This window comes from Ectobacillus sp. OTK (assembly GCF_059698935.1).
Genome location: NZ_AP048547.1, coordinates 4,945,271 through 4,962,500, shown reverse-complemented (window position 1 = coordinate 4,962,500; position 17,230 = coordinate 4,945,271). Strand labels below are relative to the sequence as shown.

General features: G+C 43.0%; 13 protein-coding genes, 2 rRNA genes and 1 other RNA gene (1 of these 16 only partly in view). 11 read left to right on the top strand and 5 right to left on the bottom strand.

Translation table 11 applies throughout. From position 1 onward, the window contains the following. Positions 1 to 1,896 (top strand): 23S ribosomal RNA (locus AC6HZ4_RS24670) (it extends 1,030 nt beyond the left edge of the window). A 58-nt stretch (positions 1,897 to 1,954) separates the two neighbouring features. Then, a 5S ribosomal RNA gene (gene rrf, locus AC6HZ4_RS24665) occupies positions 1,955 to 2,070 on the top strand. A 192-nt stretch (positions 2,071 to 2,262) separates the two neighbouring features. Here the strand turns inward: rrf and AC6HZ4_RS24660 are convergent. Continuing rightward, entirely contained in the window at positions 2,263 to 2,409 is a 147-nt protein-coding gene (locus AC6HZ4_RS24660; RefSeq protein WP_497492503.1) for a hypothetical protein, read from the bottom strand. A 74-nt stretch (positions 2,410 to 2,483) separates the two neighbouring features. On the opposite strand from AC6HZ4_RS24660, the gene secG reads away from it, so the two are divergent. The 3 genes from secG (at position 2,484) to rnr (ending at position 6,336) form a co-directional block, all read left to right on the top strand. Then, entirely contained in the window at positions 2,484 to 2,714 is a 231-nt protein-coding gene (gene secG, locus AC6HZ4_RS24655; protein ID WP_497492502.1) for a preprotein translocase subunit SecG, read from the top strand. Positions 2,715 to 3,118: 404 nt separating this feature from the next. Next, entirely contained in the window at positions 3,119 to 3,859 is a 741-nt protein-coding gene (locus AC6HZ4_RS24650) for an alpha/beta hydrolase (protein ID WP_497492501.1), read from the top strand. A gap of 146 nt (positions 3,860 to 4,005) precedes the next feature. Next, the gene (rnr, locus tag AC6HZ4_RS24645; RefSeq protein ID WP_497492499.1) at positions 4,006 to 6,336 is read left to right on the top strand and encodes a ribonuclease R; all 2,331 of its coding nucleotides are present in this window, start codon (positions 4,006 to 4,008) and stop codon (positions 6,334 to 6,336) included. A gap of 77 nt (positions 6,337 to 6,413) precedes the next feature. Here the strand turns inward: rnr and AC6HZ4_RS24640 are convergent, their stop codons facing one another. Genes AC6HZ4_RS24640 through AC6HZ4_RS24630 form a run of 3 tightly spaced genes read right to left on the bottom strand, consistent with a single transcriptional unit; the run spans position 6,414 to position 9,962 of the window. Continuing rightward, on the bottom strand, positions 6,414 to 7,517 hold the full coding sequence (locus tag AC6HZ4_RS24640; protein ID WP_497492498.1) for a Ger(x)C family spore germination protein: 1,104 nt from the start codon (positions 7,515 to 7,517) through the stop codon (positions 6,414 to 6,416). Continuing rightward, positions 7,514 to 8,599: a hypothetical protein gene (locus AC6HZ4_RS24635; protein ID WP_497492496.1), complete on the bottom strand. Its 1,086-nt coding sequence runs from the start codon at positions 8,597 to 8,599 to the stop codon at positions 7,514 to 7,516. Before AC6HZ4_RS24635 ends, AC6HZ4_RS24640 begins: the two co-directional genes overlap by 4 nt. Before the next feature lie 16 nt (positions 8,600 to 8,615). Beyond that, positions 8,616 to 9,962 (bottom strand): spore germination protein, encoded by a 1,347-nt coding sequence (locus tag AC6HZ4_RS24630; RefSeq protein WP_497492495.1) that lies wholly within the window; start codon positions 9,960 to 9,962, stop codon positions 8,616 to 8,618. A 310-nt stretch (positions 9,963 to 10,272) separates the two neighbouring features. On the opposite strand from AC6HZ4_RS24630, the gene smpB reads away from it, so the two are divergent. Together smpB and ssrA are read left to right on the top strand one after the other, a co-directional pair. After that, on the top strand, positions 10,273 to 10,740 hold the full coding sequence (gene smpB / locus AC6HZ4_RS24625) for an SsrA-binding protein SmpB (protein ID WP_129732069.1): 468 nt from the start codon (positions 10,273 to 10,275) through the stop codon (positions 10,738 to 10,740). A 127-nt stretch (positions 10,741 to 10,867) separates the two neighbouring features. Continuing rightward, positions 10,868 to 11,219: a transfer-messenger RNA gene (gene ssrA, locus AC6HZ4_RS24620) on the top strand. A 275-nt stretch (positions 11,220 to 11,494) separates the two neighbouring features. On the opposite strand, the gene AC6HZ4_RS24615 is transcribed toward ssrA, so the two are convergent. Beyond that, positions 11,495 to 11,818, bottom strand: a complete 324-nt coding sequence (locus tag AC6HZ4_RS24615) for a YnfA family protein (RefSeq protein WP_497492493.1) — start codon at positions 11,816 to 11,818, stop codon at positions 11,495 to 11,497. Between the two features lie 330 nt (positions 11,819 to 12,148). Here AC6HZ4_RS24615 and AC6HZ4_RS24610 point away from each other — a divergent pair, with 330 nt between their 5' ends. The 4 genes from AC6HZ4_RS24610 (at position 12,149) to AC6HZ4_RS24595 (ending at position 17,140) form a co-directional block, all read left to right on the top strand. Continuing rightward, positions 12,149 to 12,544: an ArsR/SmtB family transcription factor gene (locus tag AC6HZ4_RS24610; protein WP_497492492.1), complete on the top strand. Its 396-nt coding sequence runs from the start codon at positions 12,149 to 12,151 to the stop codon at positions 12,542 to 12,544. A 19-nt stretch (positions 12,545 to 12,563) separates the two neighbouring features. Then, positions 12,564 to 14,933 carry a heavy metal translocating P-type ATPase gene (locus AC6HZ4_RS24605; RefSeq protein WP_497492490.1) on the top strand — a complete coding sequence of 790 codons (2,370 nt, stop codon included), beginning with the start codon at positions 12,564 to 12,566 and terminating at the stop codon, positions 14,931 to 14,933. Positions 14,934 to 15,155: 222 nt separating this feature from the next. Continuing rightward, on the top strand, positions 15,156 to 15,950 hold the full coding sequence (locus AC6HZ4_RS24600; protein ID WP_497492489.1) for a DUF2935 domain-containing protein: 795 nt from the start codon (positions 15,156 to 15,158) through the stop codon (positions 15,948 to 15,950). A gap of 566 nt (positions 15,951 to 16,516) precedes the next feature. Next, positions 16,517 to 17,140, top strand: a complete 624-nt coding sequence (locus tag AC6HZ4_RS24595; RefSeq protein ID WP_497492487.1) for a TVP38/TMEM64 family protein — start codon at positions 16,517 to 16,519, stop codon at positions 17,138 to 17,140. Positions 17,141 to 17,230 lie beyond the last annotated feature (90 nt).

Here is a 17,230-nt window from a genome sequence, read left to right as displayed (position 1 = left end):
GCCCAGACCGCCAGCTAAGGTCCCAAAATGTATGTTAAGTGGAAAAGGATGTGGAGTTGCTTAGACAACTAGGATGTTGGCTTAGAAGCAGCCACCATTTAAAGAGTGCGTAATAGCTCACTAGTCGAGTGACTCTGCGCCGAAAATGTACCGGGGCTAAACATACTACCGAAGCTGCGGATTGATACCTTTTGGTATCAGTGGTAGGGGAGCGTTCTAAGGGCGGTGAAGCCAGATCGGAAGGACTGGTGGAGCGCTTAGAAGTGAGAATGCCGGTATGAGTAGCGAAAGATAGGTGAGAATCCTATCCACCGAATGCCTAAGGTTTCCTGAGGAAGGCTCGTCCGCTCAGGGTTAGTCGGGACCTAAGCCGAGGCCGAAAGGCGTAGGCGATGGACAACAGGTTGATATTCCTGTACCACCTCTTTACCGTTTGAGCGATGGAGGGACGCAGAAAGATAGGGGATGCATGCCGCTGGTTGTGCATGTCTAAGCAGTTAGGCTGGTAAGCAGGCAAATCCGCTTACCGTAAAGGCTGAGCTGTGATGGGGAAGCCCTTTATGGGCGAACTCCCTGATTCTACGCTGCCAAGAAAAGCTTCTAGCGATGGTAAATGGTGCCCGTACCGCAAACCGACACAGGTAGGCGAGGAGAGAATCCTAAGGTGAGCGAGAGAACTCTGGTTAAGGAACTCGGCAAAATGACCCCGTAACTTCGGGAGAAGGGGTGCTCTTCGTAAGGAGAGCCGCAGTGAATAGGCCCAAGCGACTGTTTAGCAAAAACACAGGTCTCTGCGAAGCCGCAAGGCGAAGTATAGGGGCTGACACCTGCCCGGTGCTGGAAGGTTAAGAGGAGAGGTTAGCTCCAGGCGAAGCTTTGAATCGAAGCCCCAGTAAACGGCGGCCGTAACTATAACGGTCCTAAGGTAGCGAAATTCCTTGTCGGGTAAGTTCCGACCCGCACGAAAGGTGTAACGACTTGGGCACTGTCTCAACCAGAGACTCGGTGAAATTATAGTACCTGTGAAGATGCAGGTTACCCGCGACAGGACGGAAAGACCCCGTGGAGCTTTACTGTAGCCTGATATTGAATTTTGGTACAGCTTGTACAGAATAGGCGGGAGCCTGGGAAGCCGGAGCGCCAGCTTCGGTGGAGGCGCCTGTGGGATACCGCTCTGGCTGTATTGAAGTTCTAACCCGCGCCCCTCATCGGGGCGGGAGACAGTGTCAGGTGGGCAGTTTGACTGGGGCGGTCGCCTCCTAAAGTGTAACGGAGGCGCCCAAAGGTTCCCTCAGAATGGTTGGAAATCATTCGAAGAGTGTAAAGGCATAAGGGAGCTTGACTGCGAGACCTACAAGTCGAGCAGGGACGAAAGTCGGGCTTAGTGATCCGGTGGTTCCGCATGGAAGGGCCATCGCTCAACGGATAAAAGCTACCCCGGGGATAACAGGCTTATCTCCCCCAAGAGTCCACATCGACGGGGAGGTTTGGCACCTCGATGTCGGCTCATCGCATCCTGGGGCTGTAGTCGGTCCCAAGGGTTGGGCTGTTCGCCCATTAAAGCGGTACGCGAGCTGGGTTCAGAACGTCGTGAGACAGTTCGGTCCCTATCCGTCGCGGGCGCAGGAAATTTGAGAGGAGCTGTCCTTAGTACGAGAGGACCGGGATGGACGCACCGCTGGTGTACCAGTTGTTCTGCCAAGGGCATCGCTGGGTAGCTATGTGCGGACGGGATAAGTGCTGAAAGCATCTAAGCATGAAGCCCCCCTCAAGATGAGATTTCCCATAGCGTCAAGCTAGTAAGATCCCTGAAAGATGATCAGGTTGATAGGTCTGAGGTGTAAGCATGGCGACATGTGCAGCTGACAGATACTAATCGATCGAGGGCTTAATCATAATTACACAGCACAGCGTGTTATCTAGTTTTGAGGGAATACCCTTCAAACAAAATAGGTCTAGTGATGATGGCGAAGAGGCCACACCCGTTCCCATACCGAACACGGAAGTTAAGCTCTTCAGCGCCGATGGTAGTTGGGGGTTTCCCCCTGTGAGAGTAGGACGTCGCTAGGCAAAAAAGACTAAATCTAATTGATTTAGTCTTTTTTTGTTCAAAGGTAAGAAAGTATAACTTTTTAGGGGACACTGTTTAGCTCCCGTGATTTGCTTGCCGTGGAGAAAGACCTCCGCTCACTGAGGAAAAAAGCGCCTCAATGTGCGGAGAACTGCCTCCTTCGGGAGCAGGACGGGCCTTGTCCGCTTTTCTTAAAGAATAAGAAAGTATAGCTTTTGGAGGATGTCTGATTTCATCGGCCTGCTATCTGCGGAGGAGCGCCCTTCTTCGTGAGCCAAACGGGTCGATTTCGTTTTCTTACGCAGCTTTTGCAAGAAAAGGGAATCCATATATTGCATCCCTTGTTCCTCCAGCCCCTTTATGGTACATTTATAATAAGCTTAACTGTGTATGACATATGGGAGGTTATTACGTGCATACGTTTTTATCAGTCTTATTAATTATTGTATCCCTTGTTATGATTGTATTGGTTCTACTGCAATCGAGCAAAAGTACAGGTCTTTCCGGTGCGATTTCAGGCGGCGCTGAGCAGTTATTTGGAAAGCAAAAGGCTCGCGGCTTTGAAGCGGTTTTGCAGCGTTTAACGGTTATATTTGCTGTTTTATTCTTCGTACTTGCTATTTTAGTGGGGTACGTAGCATAAAGCTATCAGCATATGTAAAAGATTCACCGTCCTCGGTTGGATCTTTTTTGTACTTTCTTTCAGATAACATAAATTTCTAGCTGGGAAGCTATCCGATAGACTGGAAATTTTATATGTAAAGATAAGTGTAACAATGCTTTTATCTCTGCTCAAAAGCCTGCTAATCGGTGAGCTTTTGGACAAAGCTTAAGCAAGCATAACCTTTTGGCCGTTGTCTAGCAGATGCGGCCTGTTTCAGTTTCTAGAATAACCTTTGCACCTTGTGTGACAGAGAATATTCTCCTGCCAGAGCAAAGGCTGGCTTATTCCACTTTTCTTATTTTTGTTTGTGATGTTAGATTAATCCAAAAGCAATATGATACACTACTATTATTGCTATACAATTATAGAAAGAGGATATGAATATGAAGATAACATCTCCAAAACCGTTTACATTTGAGGCGGGAGAGCGTGCAGTACTGCTGCTGCACGGATTTACAGGACATTCAGCAGACGTCCGCATGCTTGGACGTTATTTAGAAAGCAAGGGTTATACATGCCATGCACCAATTTATAAGGGTCACGGTGTCCCGCCAGAGGAACTTGTACATACAGGACCGGTGGATTGGTGGAAGGATGTCATGGAGGCGTACGAGTTTTTAAAGGAACGAGGGCATGAGAAAATTGCTGCTGTCGGTCTTTCACTTGGCGGTATATTCTCGTTGAAACTCTCCTATACAGTACCTATCATAGGCGTAGTGTCGATGTGTGCACCGATGTATATTAAGAGCGAGGAAATTATGTATCAAGGAGTTTTAGCATACGCTAGAGAATATAAAAAAAGACTAGGCAAATCACCGGAACAAATTGATGAGGAGATGCTTCGTTTTAAACAGACACCGATGGGAACCTTAAAGGCGCTGCAAGATTTCATGCGTGATGTACGTAACAATATTGATATGATTTATGCACCAACGTTTGTTGTGCAAGCGCGCCATGATGAGATGATTAATACAGATAGTGCTAATATTATTTACAATGGTGTGGAATCGAATATAAAGCAGATTAAATGGTACGAGGAATCTACGCATGTAATTACATTGGACAAGCAGAAAGATGAGCTGCATGAGGACATCTATCAATTTTTAGAGAAGCTCGATTGGTAAATGTTACAGGTTTAAAAGGGATGAAGGACAGCAATAGATCTTGCATACAGAAGATGCTGTCCTTTTTCGTATTAAATACTATTTATACATACCGCTTATTTAGGAAATAATGATAATATCTGTGTTACAAGAAGGAGGGATTTTATTTGGACGACATAATACAAAAGCATATAGAAAAGCTATTGTCCTTCATGAAGGAAGAAGTATATAAACCATTAACTGTACAGGAGTTAGAGGAAGCATTCGGTATTGAAGAAGCAGCGGATTTTAAAGACTTTGTTAAAGCGCTTGTTACAATGGAAGAGCAAGGTTTAGTTGTACGCACTCGCAGTGACCGCTACGGTTTGCCTGAAAAAATGAATCTGCTGAAAGGAAAGCTTACAGGGCATTCACGCGGTTTTGCGTTTGTTGTTCCGGAGGAAAAGGGGAAGGACGACATTTTTATTCCACCGACAGAGCTAAATGGTGCGCTGCATGGTGATACGGTGTTAGCGCGAATCAACTCTGAAACGAGCGGTTCTAGAAAAGAAGGAACAATTGTCCGTATTATTGAACGCGGCACCAAGCAGCTAGTTGGTACATATACAGAATCGAAGAATTTTGGATTTGTTATTCCTGATGATAAACGTATTATCAGTGATATTTTTATCCCAAAGCATGCGACGATGGGGGCGGTAGAAGGTCATAAGGTAGTCGTAAAAATTACTGCTTATCCGCAGGACCGTATGAGTGCAGAGGGCGAAGTCATCCAAATTCTTGGTCATAAAAATGATCCAGGTGTTGATATTTTATCTGTTATTCATAAGCATGGTTTACCAATGATGTTTCCGGCGGATGCATTAGACCAAGCAAACAATGTGCCAGATACAATTGACCCGAAGGATTTAGAGAATCGCCGTGATTTGCGGGATGAAGTGATTGTGACAATCGATGGTGCAGATGCGAAGGATTTGGATGATGCCGTTACCGTGACAAAGCTGGATAATGGAAACTACAAGCTTGGTGTGCACATTGCAGATGTCAGTCATTATGTAACAGAGGGGTCGCCGATTGATGTGGAAGCAGCAGACCGCGGTACGAGCATCTATCTTGTTGACCGCGTGATTCCAATGATTCCGCACCGCCTATCAAATGGTATTTGCTCTTTAAATCCAAAGGTTGATCGGTTGACCCTTTCGTGTGAAATGGAAATTAGTGCAAAGGGCGAGGTCGTAAAGCATGATATTTTCCAAAGTGTCATTAAAACAACGGAGCGGATGACATATTTTGATGTAAATCGCATTCTTGAGGATAAGGATGAGGAGCTGCTTGCTCGGTACGAGACACTCATTCCAATGTTTCAGAATATGGGTGAGCTTGCAGCAATTCTTCGTGAAAAGCGGATGAATCGAGGTGCGATCGATTTTGATTTTAAGGAAGCAAAGGTTATTGTGGATGAAGACGGTCAGCCAAAGGATGTTGTGCTGCGAGAGCGGTCTACGGCAGAAAAGCTTATTGAGGAGTTTATGCTAGCTGCCAATGAAACAATTGCGGAGCATTTTCATTGGCTGAACGTACCGTTTATGTATCGTGTGCATGAAGAGCCGAAGGAAGACAAGCTAGAGCGCTTTTTCCAATTTATCACGAACTTTGGCTATACGGTAAAGGGGAAAGCAAATGATATTCATCCGCGTGCCCTTCAGCAAATTCTTGAGATGGTACAAGGCCAGCCGGAGGAGGTAGTGATCTCCACTGTCATGCTTCGTTCCATGAAGCAGGCACGTTATGATGCGGAGAGCCTCGGTCATTTTGGACTATCAACGGAATATTATACACACTTCACTTCACCAATCCGTCGTTATCCTGACCTAATTGTCCATCGCCTTATCCGAACTTATTTAATTAATGGGAAAATGGATGCGGATACGCAGGCAAAGTGGCGTGAAAATTTACCTAATATCGCAGAGCATTCATCTAATATGGAACGCCGCGCTGTAGAAGCTGAACGTGAAACAGATGAACTGAAAAAAGCGGAATATATGATGGATAAAATCGGTGAGGAGTTCGAGGGCATGATTAGCTCTGTTACAAACTTCGGTTTGTTTGTTGAGCTGCCCAACACGATTGAAGGTCTCGTTCACGTTAGTTATTTAACGGATGATTATTACCGCTATGATGAGCAGCATTACGCAATGATTGGAGAACGTACAGGAAAGGTGTTCCGCATTGGAGACGAAGTAACGATTCGTGTTGTGAAGGTAAATAAGGACGAGCGGTCGATCGATTTCGAGGTTGTTGGCATGAAGGGAAGCCCAAGACGCGAGCGCAAGGATCGTCCTACAGTTATTGCTGAAGCGCGTGGAGGACGGAGAAAGCGAACGGAAGAAGGAAATGGGCATAATCGCCGCGGTGCGAAGCCGAAGTCAAGGGATGGCAAGAAAAAAGCATTTTTTGAAAATGCGCCGAGCTTTAAACGTAAGAAAAAGAAAAAGCGTTAATGAAAAAGACGATGGGCAATCATCGTCTTTTTTAAATGATAAGAAAGTATAACTTTAGCGAACTGTATCCGCTTTTCTTATTCAATCGCACCTGTTCCTTGAATTTCTGTATCAACATACACACGAAATTGTACGTTAGGATATAGCTTCTTCCACCCAGCATACAATTCTTTTTCATCACCGATATGGCGGGAACGAAAACGCAAGCCAAACCCTACAGGATCTACTCGCTTCTTTTGCAGCTTACGCAGCAAGGAATGGACACTTTTTTTTACTGTTTTCGAGGTTAGGATTTCATACTCTTTTAAGTGTACCTGCTGAAGAGGCAGACTCGATTCTTTAATAATCCCCCTAATTTTTATATACATATTGATATATGGTTCCTTCTTATTTTCTGTATGGATTGAATATGAAACCGAAGAACCATTCATGGCTAAGATAAAGTAGTGTTTGTCTTTTTTTACCTTCAAATCTGCTTTGTGATAAGCACGCGCTACGATATTCAAAAATTTTGTTTCATCTTTACCTAGCGTAAGAACAGTTTTTTCGTTCTTAAAAATAGAGGTTTTTTGGATTTGATGTACACTGCTGTCCTTACTAACTTCAATAATAGGAAGCAATGCACTAAGACCTGGCTCCTGAAGGCGGCGGAGAAAATCAAATAAGTATGTATACATAATATAGGGAGATTCTGTGCCAGTATCACCAAAGAACTGAAGCAGTACACTGGAGGGCAGCCGCTCCGTTTTTGGTTTTTGCTGAAGCACCTTCTCAGCGCTTGGCCTGCCAATCGTTATCCAGGCAATTTGTTGAATATCTTGCCGCCGCATAAACCAATCTATAGTACGGCGAACGTCTCTTTGCGCTGCTTCATCACCGATAACAATGGTCTTTGCCTGACCGAAATCCAGATTTTTATTAACTCGTGATTCGATAACCTGGATTGCTTCGGAAATGCTTTGTCCTTCTTCGGATACAATAGTAAAATTTTTCGTCCCAATTTTGGGATCGGAGTGCGGCAGTGCTAACTTTAAGCTCACCTTATAGCCGTCTTCAAACTTTGTAGATGAGTCCAATCCGATTGCGATGACAAAAAAACGTTTATCAATGTCTTTAAAGTCACAGCCGTTCAGAATCACAGTCAATAAGATCCATATAGAAATGAGAAAGGAACGATTCATGCTTTTTGCTTCCTTGCTAGCCATGCAAGCGGCAGAATGGTAAACAGCAGGAATGGGATCGTAGCAGATATCCAAAATCTGGCGATCATATAAATGTGTGCCTCATTCGTAAAAATCGTCATCACACACGATGCTGTAATAAGAAAGGCCATCACGAGCAGCGGTATATTGGATTTCTTTTGTTTTTGAACCTGCGGAAACATACTTTTCAACCATTCAATCCCGACGTGCCAGTGAATCATAACGCTAACAAGTGAGATCGTGATGTATAAAAGCAAAAACATAAATAACATACGTTCAACAAATCCAAATTCCATGCGCAGTGTATCAGCAGTTGACACCCAAGGAAATACATATTTTCCGACTTGAATCGTGCCATGCATAGCAATTGGCACGAATGCCGTTGTAAATAAGTTAATGAGACCAATGACTGGTACAAGCCAAAGCCATTTTCGATTTAGCTTCGGGATTGCTCGATTGAAAATGACCAAGCTTGAGAAGCCAAGAAAGGTGTAAAGGGCACCTGAAATCGTAGTCCAGGAAGGTAATTCGTAAAAGTGTGTCATTGTCACCAAGATCATATCCCAATTAAAAAACTCATTGGTGTACGCCTTGAAAAAAATAAAAAGCATAATAGGTATATTGGTAAGAAGCAGTATTTCAAGCAGGAATAACAGCATTTTCGTTTCCAGCAGTGCTCCGCCGCCGCTGACCAGTGCAAACAGCAATGCAATAGCAAATGTGTGAGTATTAGGATTTAGGAAACTCTTGGTAATATCAGAGAAAATAATGAGTGTGATGAACCCTGCTTGGAACCAGAGAATGCCTTGCAGAAAAACAAAGAAAAAGCGAAACGATGATGGAACGCGATTCTTCAGGATTTCCGGCAGGCCCTGCGCTGGAAATTTAGCGAGAACACTCGTATACCAAAATAGAAAGCCTGTGCCAAGGATGGTAGCGATAATGATAGCCAGCACCATGCCGGAAAACCGTTCTTTTAGCAAAATATGCGGGACATAGGCAACAACATTGGCAATCATGTTTAGTAAAATAAGCCAGTATAGGTGGCGGCTCATTCCCATGCAGTTTTCCCTCCTCCTATGAGTTGCTGTGTTTAATTTTTTCCGGCTTCTCGCCGTATGCAATACGAAGATATGGCTCCTGAAAGCTTTTTAGATGTGCTAAATATACGAGGATTGCAAGCATTCCAACAATCAGGCCGACGAATCCGGTTGTTGTTGTTAAGAGAAGCAATATATATTTGACAACGCGCATGGCAAAGCTCATTTCGTTAATCGGAATTACAAAATTAGAAATAGCAACAGCGGCAACAATAATAATCATAATATTGGAGACAAGCGCAGCTTCTACAGCTGCCTGTCCTAAAATCAGCCCGCCCACCGTTGTTGCGGTGGAGGAAATTGTTTTCGGCAAACGAATGGATGCTTCAACGAGCAGCTCCATCATAAGCAGCATGAACAGCACCTCCAAATAGGAGGGATACGGGACGGCGATGCGACTTCCCGCGATCGACAGTGCGAGCTGCACTCGGAAGACTTCTGGGTTGTAGGATGTTAATGCCACATAAGCCGAGGGAAGACATAGGCTAAGAAATAGTCCAATATAACGGAGCGTGATGAGAAATTTCCCAACCCAATATGGTTGATATAAATCATCCATAGAGCTCATAAAATCGACGAAAACGGCAGGGACAATAAGAGCGAACGGGTTTCCTTCGATCATGAGGACGATTTTTCCTTTCTCTAGATTATAAGCAACTCGATCAGGGCGTTCTGTAACCATATAGATAGGGAACAGCATTTTTCCATGTCTATTCAGTAGTCGGTGCAGTTCTCCTGTGGATTGGATAATCTCCTTTTTAACTTGATTGAGATGCTGCTTTACATCCTCCAAAACGTCTGGATTTACCCGTTCTAGGTCGTATAGCATCACCAGCTCCATCTCGTTGACTGTTCCAACTGTTCGCGGAACTTCAATTTTGAGTGAAGGCTGATGATATCGGTGTCGAATCAGGCTGATATTTGTATCGAGATTTTCACTTAGTGCCTTTTGCGGACCTTGAATTGTCGTTTCTACCGATGTATCGAGCGGCTCCTTCGTAAACGCACTACGGCAGCCTAGGAGAAATGCTTCCTCTTCTATTAAAATGAGTACAAAGCCGCGTAATATCGATTGCAGCGCCTCAGCTTCGTTTTTGTATTCTTTATAGCTTTCCATGCTTTTAATGTACTGCTTAAAGGCGGAAAGAGATCTCATTGCATAAAAGGGAAAAATTAGTTTGTTTTGCAGAGACGCACTATCGCATACGGAGGACAAGTAAATACACTGAATCTGCTGATCGCCTGTTTTGATGATTTGAAATTGCGCATCATCGCTATGACCGATATTCTCCCGAAAAAATAGATTGATTTGATCGGATAGCATCTGTTATACACATCCTTTATGCATCCGCTGTTTTGGTTTTTAGTTCCTTATATTACGTTAGATTATTTTTGATGTTGTGTGCCATTTGTAACCGGTTTATGGATTATCTTGTATTGTTGAATGAGCATACAGTTTCAATAAAACCTTTCTCTTATGTACGAGCTATATAGGTATTGTTAGTATGGCTTATAGATAGAGATTTTTATGTAAGAAAAAGGAAATTTTTCAGGCGGCAGATCCAAGCAATTATGCTGCATTGAGAAATATCATATTGTTTGCTATAATAATGCAAATAAGGGAGGGACAAACTATGCCAAAGGGTCACGGCAAAGTAATTGCACAAAACAAAAAAGCATTCCACGACTATTTTATTGAAGACACATATGATGCCGGTATTGTCCTTCAAGGAACGGAAATTAAATCAATTCGCGCTGGAAAGGTGAACCTTAAGGACGCGTATGCCCGTATTCAAAACGGAGAGATATGGGTATTTGGCATGCATATTAGCCCGTACGAGCAAGGGAATCGTTACAATCATGATCCGCTCCGCACGCGCAAGCTGCTCTTACACCGCAGAGAGATTGAAAAGCTAATCGGTTACACGAAGGAAACAGGGAACACAATTGTGCCGCTTAAGCTTTACTTGCAAAATGGATTTGCCAAAATCCAGCTTGGTTTAGCAAAGGGTAAGAAGAATTACGACAAGCGCGAGGATTTAAAAAAGAAGGAAGCAAAACGTGAAATTGAACGTGCCTTCCGCGATCGTCAAAAAGGCTAATACAAAAACTTACAATTGCAAAGTGTAAATGTTATGTTATAATAAGTTTGTAAGTGATTGATGCACATTGAAAAACAGCTCATCATGAGCTCTCTTGATAGCTTCCCGTAAAGGGTCTTCTTATAATGGGGACGTTACGGATTCGACAGGGGTAGTTCGAGCTTAAGTTGCGAGTCGAGGGGATCGGCCTCGTTAAAACGTCAACGCCTATAACTGGCAAACAAAAATTAGCTTTAGCTGCCTAATTAACGCAGCTGCTCCTCCCTCCGTTACCTGTGCGGTAGGGTAAGGGGCCCACTCTTAGCAGGTTACGCCGGCGCCCGCCGTCTGAGGGCAAAGGAAGAGAATAACCAGACTAGCTGCTTCGAAGCCTGTCGATAGGCTGAAGAGCTTGCGAATTGCGAATATATCGACTACGCTCGTAGAAGCTTAAGTGCCGATATTTCTGGACGTGGGTTCGACTCCCACCGTCTCCACCAAATACATACTTTGGTGGATTTTTTATTTTTGTGTGTTAAACCATAAGGTAGCCGATTTGGCTATTTTATGGTTTATTTATTTTTGACCAATGTATCCTTTCGTTTAAAATTAAGACTAAGAGCATAATTCTGCTTCTCGCGTATGACCATTTCATGCTTTAACGTACATCTATCCGTTACTTTAAGCTTGTGGCTCTAATATAATATCTACATAAGAAATCATATTTAAAAATTTTTCTCTAAACATTGACGTAAGATTTAAAAGAAGAAGTTGGCTAGTTTCTCGGTAGTAACATAACCCCAACACCGATAATACAAATTACCCCGCCAATCCAGTCGTATGTATCGGGCGCTTTTTTATCAATTCCCCAACCCCAAAATAAACTCATCACAATAAAAACTCCACCGTATGCTGCATATACACGCCCAAAGTTAGGAAAGGCCTGCCAGGTAGCAATAACTCCATATAAAGCAAGCGTTATGCCCCCTAAAAGCCCTAACCAACCTGACTCTCCCTCGCGTAACCATTTCCAAATCAAATAGCCTCCCCCAATTTCGGCTGTTCCTGCGAGTAAAAAGACGAAAATTACTTTTATCACTATATCTCCTCCATATGACTTATGACCTCATTGTATACCATATTTACATGAAGATGACATAGCGCCGCGCTATAAAATCATTTCTATCTATCAGGCCTGCATTGTGCTTAAATTCTCCTGAAAGTTCCCTAGTGTAATATAAGGGGTACATCTGGTAACTGAAATGTCTCCTTCTGAAGCAATTTCAACAATATTGTAACAGCAGTTTTATGCAAGATTCAGAAAATAATGTAGAGATTCATTGACACATATGAATAGTGGTGCATATAATAAGAGAAAATACATGAACAATTGAATAGTTGTTCATATGTGTATAGGAGTGAGAGAAGGATGGCACAAGAAAAGAGAGCAGAAGAGCAGGTTGATGCTTGTGCGGAATCATGTAATCAAACGGTTATCCATCTTGAGACAGTAAAACAGGTGCAGCAAACCATTCCAAAAGACGGAACGCTAACGGATGTGGCGGAGTTGTTTAAAGTGTTAGGGGATCGAACGAGAACGCGCATCTTACATGCATTGTTTGAAACGGAGATGTGTGTATGCGATTTGGCTTATGTATTAGGCATGACACAATCATCTATTTCACATCAGCTGCGTGTGCTCAAGCAAGCAAAGCTCGTTAAAAACCGTAAAGAAGGAAAAGTTGTTTATTACTCCTTGGCAGATCACCACGTGAAGCATATCTTTGATCAAGCATTCCAGCACGTGAATGAGGACCGGAACTAAATTAAGGGAGAGAAACACTATGGGGGAACCGGCGGTAAAGCGGGAATTTGAATTGGATGGATTAGATTGTGCGAACTGTGCCTTGAAAATTGAAAATGGTGTGAAAGGGCTTGAGGGTGTTTCCTCTTGTTCTGTTAACTTTGTCACAAAAACCTTGACTGTAGTGACTGCAAAGGAAAAGGAAAGCAAGGTTGTTCAAGAAGCAAAGCAGCTTGTCAAAAAGCTGGAGCCACATGTTGAAGTAAAGGAAAAGACAGTAAGAAAAGGCTCTGCTCGCAAGCAGGTATTGCTGTTAGAGGGGTTAGATTGTGCAAACTGTGCGGCGAAAATCGAGAAACAAACTGGAGAATTACCTGGTGTTGCGGCTAGTACGCTAGATTTTGTATCAAAAAGGCTTATCATTGAAGCGGAAGATGCTGGACAAATAGCAAGTATCATTGAACAAGCAAAGCAAGTTGTGAGCCGTTTAGAGCCGGATGTAAGGGTCGTTCCAGAGCAAGAACGTAAGGAAGCGACCACTCAAGATGATCACGGAAAAGCGGAAATGCGCAACACCATTATCAAGCTGTCTATTGGTACAGTGTTAACTGCAATTGCTGTATTTGCTTCCCTAGAATTTCCATTTGACCTCGCATTGTTCGTAGCAGCATACATCCTCATTGGAGGTGAAATTGTTGTTCGGGCATGTAAGAATATCGTAAAAGGTCAAGTATTTGATGAAAACTTCCTTATGGCCATTGCCACACTTGGAGCCTTTGTGATAGGTGAGTACCCTGAAGGCGTAGCTGTTATGTTGTTTTATCAGATTGGGGAGCTATTCCAAAGTTTGGCTGTCAACCGGTCTCGAAAGTCCATTACGGCACTTATGGATATTCGGCCAGATTATGCAAACCTGCGAGTCGGAAAGGAAACAAGACAGGTCGCACCAGAGGATGTTCGTGTAGGAGATGTAATTTTAGTAAAGCCAGGGGAAAAGGTGCCTTTAGATGGAAGAGTGCTGGAAGGTTCCTCCATGGTGGATACATCTGCTTTAACAGGGGAGTCGGTTCCTCGTGAAGTAGAAGCTGGCAATGAAGTGCTGGGCGGCTTCATCAATAAAAATGGAATCCTGACAGTCGAGGTAACAAAAGAGTTTGGCGAATCTACTGTATCCAAAATTTTGGATTTAGTGCAAAATGCGAGCAGCCGGAAAGCGCCGACAGAGAATTTTATCACGAAATTCGCACGTTACTATACGCCATTTGTTGTCATTACAGCAGCTGCACTGGCATTTCTCCCGCCATTATTGATTAGTGGAGCTGCGTTCTCTGAATGGATTTACCGTGCATTGGTATTTCTCGTCATTTCTTGTCCATGTGCATTGGTTGTGTCCATTCCTCTTGGTTTCTTCGGCGGAATTGGAGGCGCGTCCAAACGCGGCATCTTGGTGAAGGGAAGCAACTATCTTGAAGCATTGAATGATGTCAAGTACGTCGTATTTGACAAAACAGGGACACTGACAAAAGGCGTATTTGATGTGACTGCGATATGTCCTGCAGGCAACATGACGGAAGAGCAATTGTTAGAATACGCGGCTTTTGCAGAGGTGCACTCAAACCATCCAATTGCAATTTCTATACACAAGGTGTATGACAAGGATGTTAAAGAAGAGCTGATCCAGAGCTACGAAGAGATTTCCGGACATGGGACACGAGTTGTTGTAAGTGAAGAAGAAATTTTAGCAGGAAATGCAAAGCTGATGAACAAATATAATATTGCGTTTACTGTACCTGCAGAAGTTGGAACGGTCGTACATGTAGCTGTGAATGGGAATTATGCTGGTTACCTTGTCATTTCAGATGAAGTGAAGGAAGATGCGGTAAAGGCAATTCAAGCTTTGAAGGAACTGGGTGTGAAGAAAACAGTCATGCTTACTGGGGACGCAAAGCCTGTTGGAGAAGCTGTAGGCCGGCAGCTAGGCTTAGGTGAAGTGCATGCCGAATTGCTGCCGCAGCAAAAGGTAGAAGAGGTTGAGAAACTGGATGCCAAGAAGGCTAAGAGAGAGAAGCTGGTGTTTGTAGGAGACGGCATTAATGATACACCAGTACTTGCGCGTGCTGATATCGGAATTGCAATGGGAGGACTTGGCTCGGATGCAGCAATTGAAGCAGCTGACATTGTCATTATGACAGATGAGCCATCAAAAATTGCAACTGCTATTGGTGTTGCGAAGCGAACAAGACGCATTGTCTACCAAAATATCATTTTCGCGCTGGGAGTTAAAGCTGCTTTCTTGTTACTTGGTGCATTCGGTATTGCAACCATGTGGGAAGCTGTATTCTCTGATGTTGGTGTGACGCTCTTGGCAGTATTGAACGCGATGCGTGTCATGAAGGTTGAGAATATATAAAGATAGGGAGGCCAGCTGTATGAAGGAAGATATGGCTGGCTTCTTTAGAACAGAGATCAGTTAGCTCATCCAGCGGATTATATTGGGGGATTTCAAGTAACCATGTCGTTTCCAGCCTAGAAGGAAATGATTATAAAGCAACGCGGCTGCCTTAGTATGTATCATAATTTTCAATATGCTTGGATATGATTTTATGAGCATGCTGAAAGGGGAGAATGCTTGATGACGAGTTTTGAAACAGCAGCGAAATTCGAACATGGTTTTTGGTTGCAAATATTGGGGGATCATGCTCGTTTTATTCATGATTCACTCGCTCCGAAAGAGAAGCAGGAAATCGATACCGCTAATAAGTTTATTCAAGTATTTGATCAGCTTCTCGAAAGCGTTCAGAGCGATAACTTACTTTCATTAAGCAGCAAGGCGGCAGAGGAGAGCAATGCATTAAGAGAATTTAAACTTCACTTAATAAAGCGGCACTTGATTGGGGAAATTCAAATAGGGCTGGGGCCGATCTTTCTGAGTCATATGGTGAATGAATTGGAGGAGTATTTGCGAATTTTAGACTATTTAAAACGGGGAGAGGCTCCGCCAATCTTTCATGAACTTCACCATCATTTATTATGGCTTTTAGATGCGGCAGGCCATGCCGGAGCCATCTCGGTTAATTTGTGCAGAGTTGAAAAGAAAATGAAAGAGAAAAGTGACAATTTTACAAAGGATTTTGAGGAGTTCTATTTAAAGGCGGTGGAACTAAAAGGGTTCTTAAGAACAAACTTATCCTCTTTCCCTGCATTGGAGAAATTCAACCAAGATACTTCGCTAGAAATGAAGCTTTTTATGAATTTTTTAAATGAAATTGAGGAGTTAGAGCTTAGCAAGAAAGCTTTAGGAACCTTTGCGCCTTTGATGGCTGATCATATGATGAGAGAAGAATGCTATTATTTAACAAAATTAGCACAAGCAACAGAGCTTCAGAAACCGAACTGCGATCCGACAAAACCGAGGTTAAAGGGTTGACAGGATGTAAAGGCAGATAGGGTCCGCTTTTCTTATAAAATCAGAAAATATAACGTTTTAGGTGTCACCCTGCTCCAGAATAGCCTTCCACGCAAAAGGCAAAAAGCGCCTTTTGCGTGAGAGAACACAATGAATCTGCTTCACCCGAACCGTGCTTTTTGTGTGCAGGTTGTTTTTCCGCAGGAACAACGGCAGGACGTGTCCGTCTTTTTATACTCTAAGAAAGTATAAGTTTCCAGCTAAAAGCTAATCCGATGCGGCAGGAAATTTTAGGAATAAAGTATAAGTGCAAATACGCCTTTGCCATTGCCTAAAGGCTTGCCAATCGATGAGTTTTCTTTATTTTAAATGGGCTGTGAATGGGTGTAACATATTGCTGCAATCAGGTTCATGAACGGGAGCATTTATCATATCGTATACATATAACTCTGTTATGATCGAAATACTGATTTGCGCCTCGATATTGTGAATTTTTGATCATATACAAATGAAAAAGGTGATGCACAATTAAGCCCTGGGTAAAGTCCACTTTCTTTATAAGTGTAATAGCTGTTAGTGTGTACATTGTGGTCAATACGGATTTGTTCTATTTTATACGAACTGGAGATTTTCAAGCAGTACCGTCTTTTTTAAGAGAAAATCTATTCTACACACTCAGTATTTTGTTAGTAGCTATGATTATTCAAAATGCATTTACGGTCATTCCACTGCTTGCCTTAATTACCGTTAATGTCACTTTGTTTGGTTTTTTCAACGGATTTCTTTGGAGTTGGTTTACGAGCATTATAGCGGCAATTATCATTTTTATGGGCGTTCGCTATTGTTTTCAAGACTGGGTACTAAAGAAAATGAATCCAGCATTAATTGCGAAAATAGAGAAGGCAGGACTTATGTATGTCATTCAAGGAAGAGTTTTTCCCTTTGTACCAACGAGTCTTGTGAATATTATTGCTGGGTTAAGCTCTATCCGATTTACGCATTTTTTACTTGGAACAATCATTGGGAATTTTATATATTTCTTTGTGTTATCTCTCATTCCGTTTGGGATCCTGTCGGTGAATCTGAATAAATACGTGCTTGGAGGGATTGTTCTCCTTATAATTATTGTTTTCTACGTGTATAGGAAGAAGAAACATACACTGAGCATTGTCAATCAGCAGAAAGAAAATGAGGCGGATGGGAATTTTTGACCGTCTCTTTCTCTTTCTGTCATACTCCTGTTCCCGACCTGCAAGGTCTCTCGTATACAGCCTCTCCTGTCTGTAAAAAAATTCTCGTTT

Coding starts and splice junctions, on each gene's coding strand:
- AC6HZ4_RS24660 (WP_497492503.1), bottom strand. CDS start 2,409: ATGCAATATATGGATTCCCTTTTCTTGCAAAAGCTGCGTAAGAAAACG.
- AC6HZ4_RS24650 (WP_497492501.1), top strand. CDS start 3,119: ATGAAGATAACATCTCCAAAACCGTTTACATTTGAGGCGGGAGAGCGT.
- AC6HZ4_RS24640 (WP_497492498.1), bottom strand. CDS start 7,517: ATGAATCGTTCCTTTCTCATTTCTATATGGATCTTATTGACTGTGATT.
- AC6HZ4_RS24635 (WP_497492496.1), bottom strand. CDS start 8,599: ATGGGAATGAGCCGCCACCTATACTGGCTTATTTTACTAAACATGATT.
- AC6HZ4_RS24630 (WP_497492495.1), bottom strand. CDS start 9,962: ATGCTATCCGATCAAATCAATCTATTTTTTCGGGAGAATATCGGTCAT.
- smpB (WP_129732069.1), top strand. CDS start 10,273: ATGCCAAAGGGTCACGGCAAAGTAATTGCACAAAACAAAAAAGCATTC.
- AC6HZ4_RS24610 (WP_497492492.1), top strand. CDS start 12,149: ATGGCACAAGAAAAGAGAGCAGAAGAGCAGGTTGATGCTTGTGCGGAA.
- AC6HZ4_RS24605 (WP_497492490.1), top strand. CDS start 12,564: ATGGGGGAACCGGCGGTAAAGCGGGAATTTGAATTGGATGGATTAGAT.
- AC6HZ4_RS24600 (WP_497492489.1), top strand. CDS start 15,156: ATGACGAGTTTTGAAACAGCAGCGAAATTCGAACATGGTTTTTGGTTG.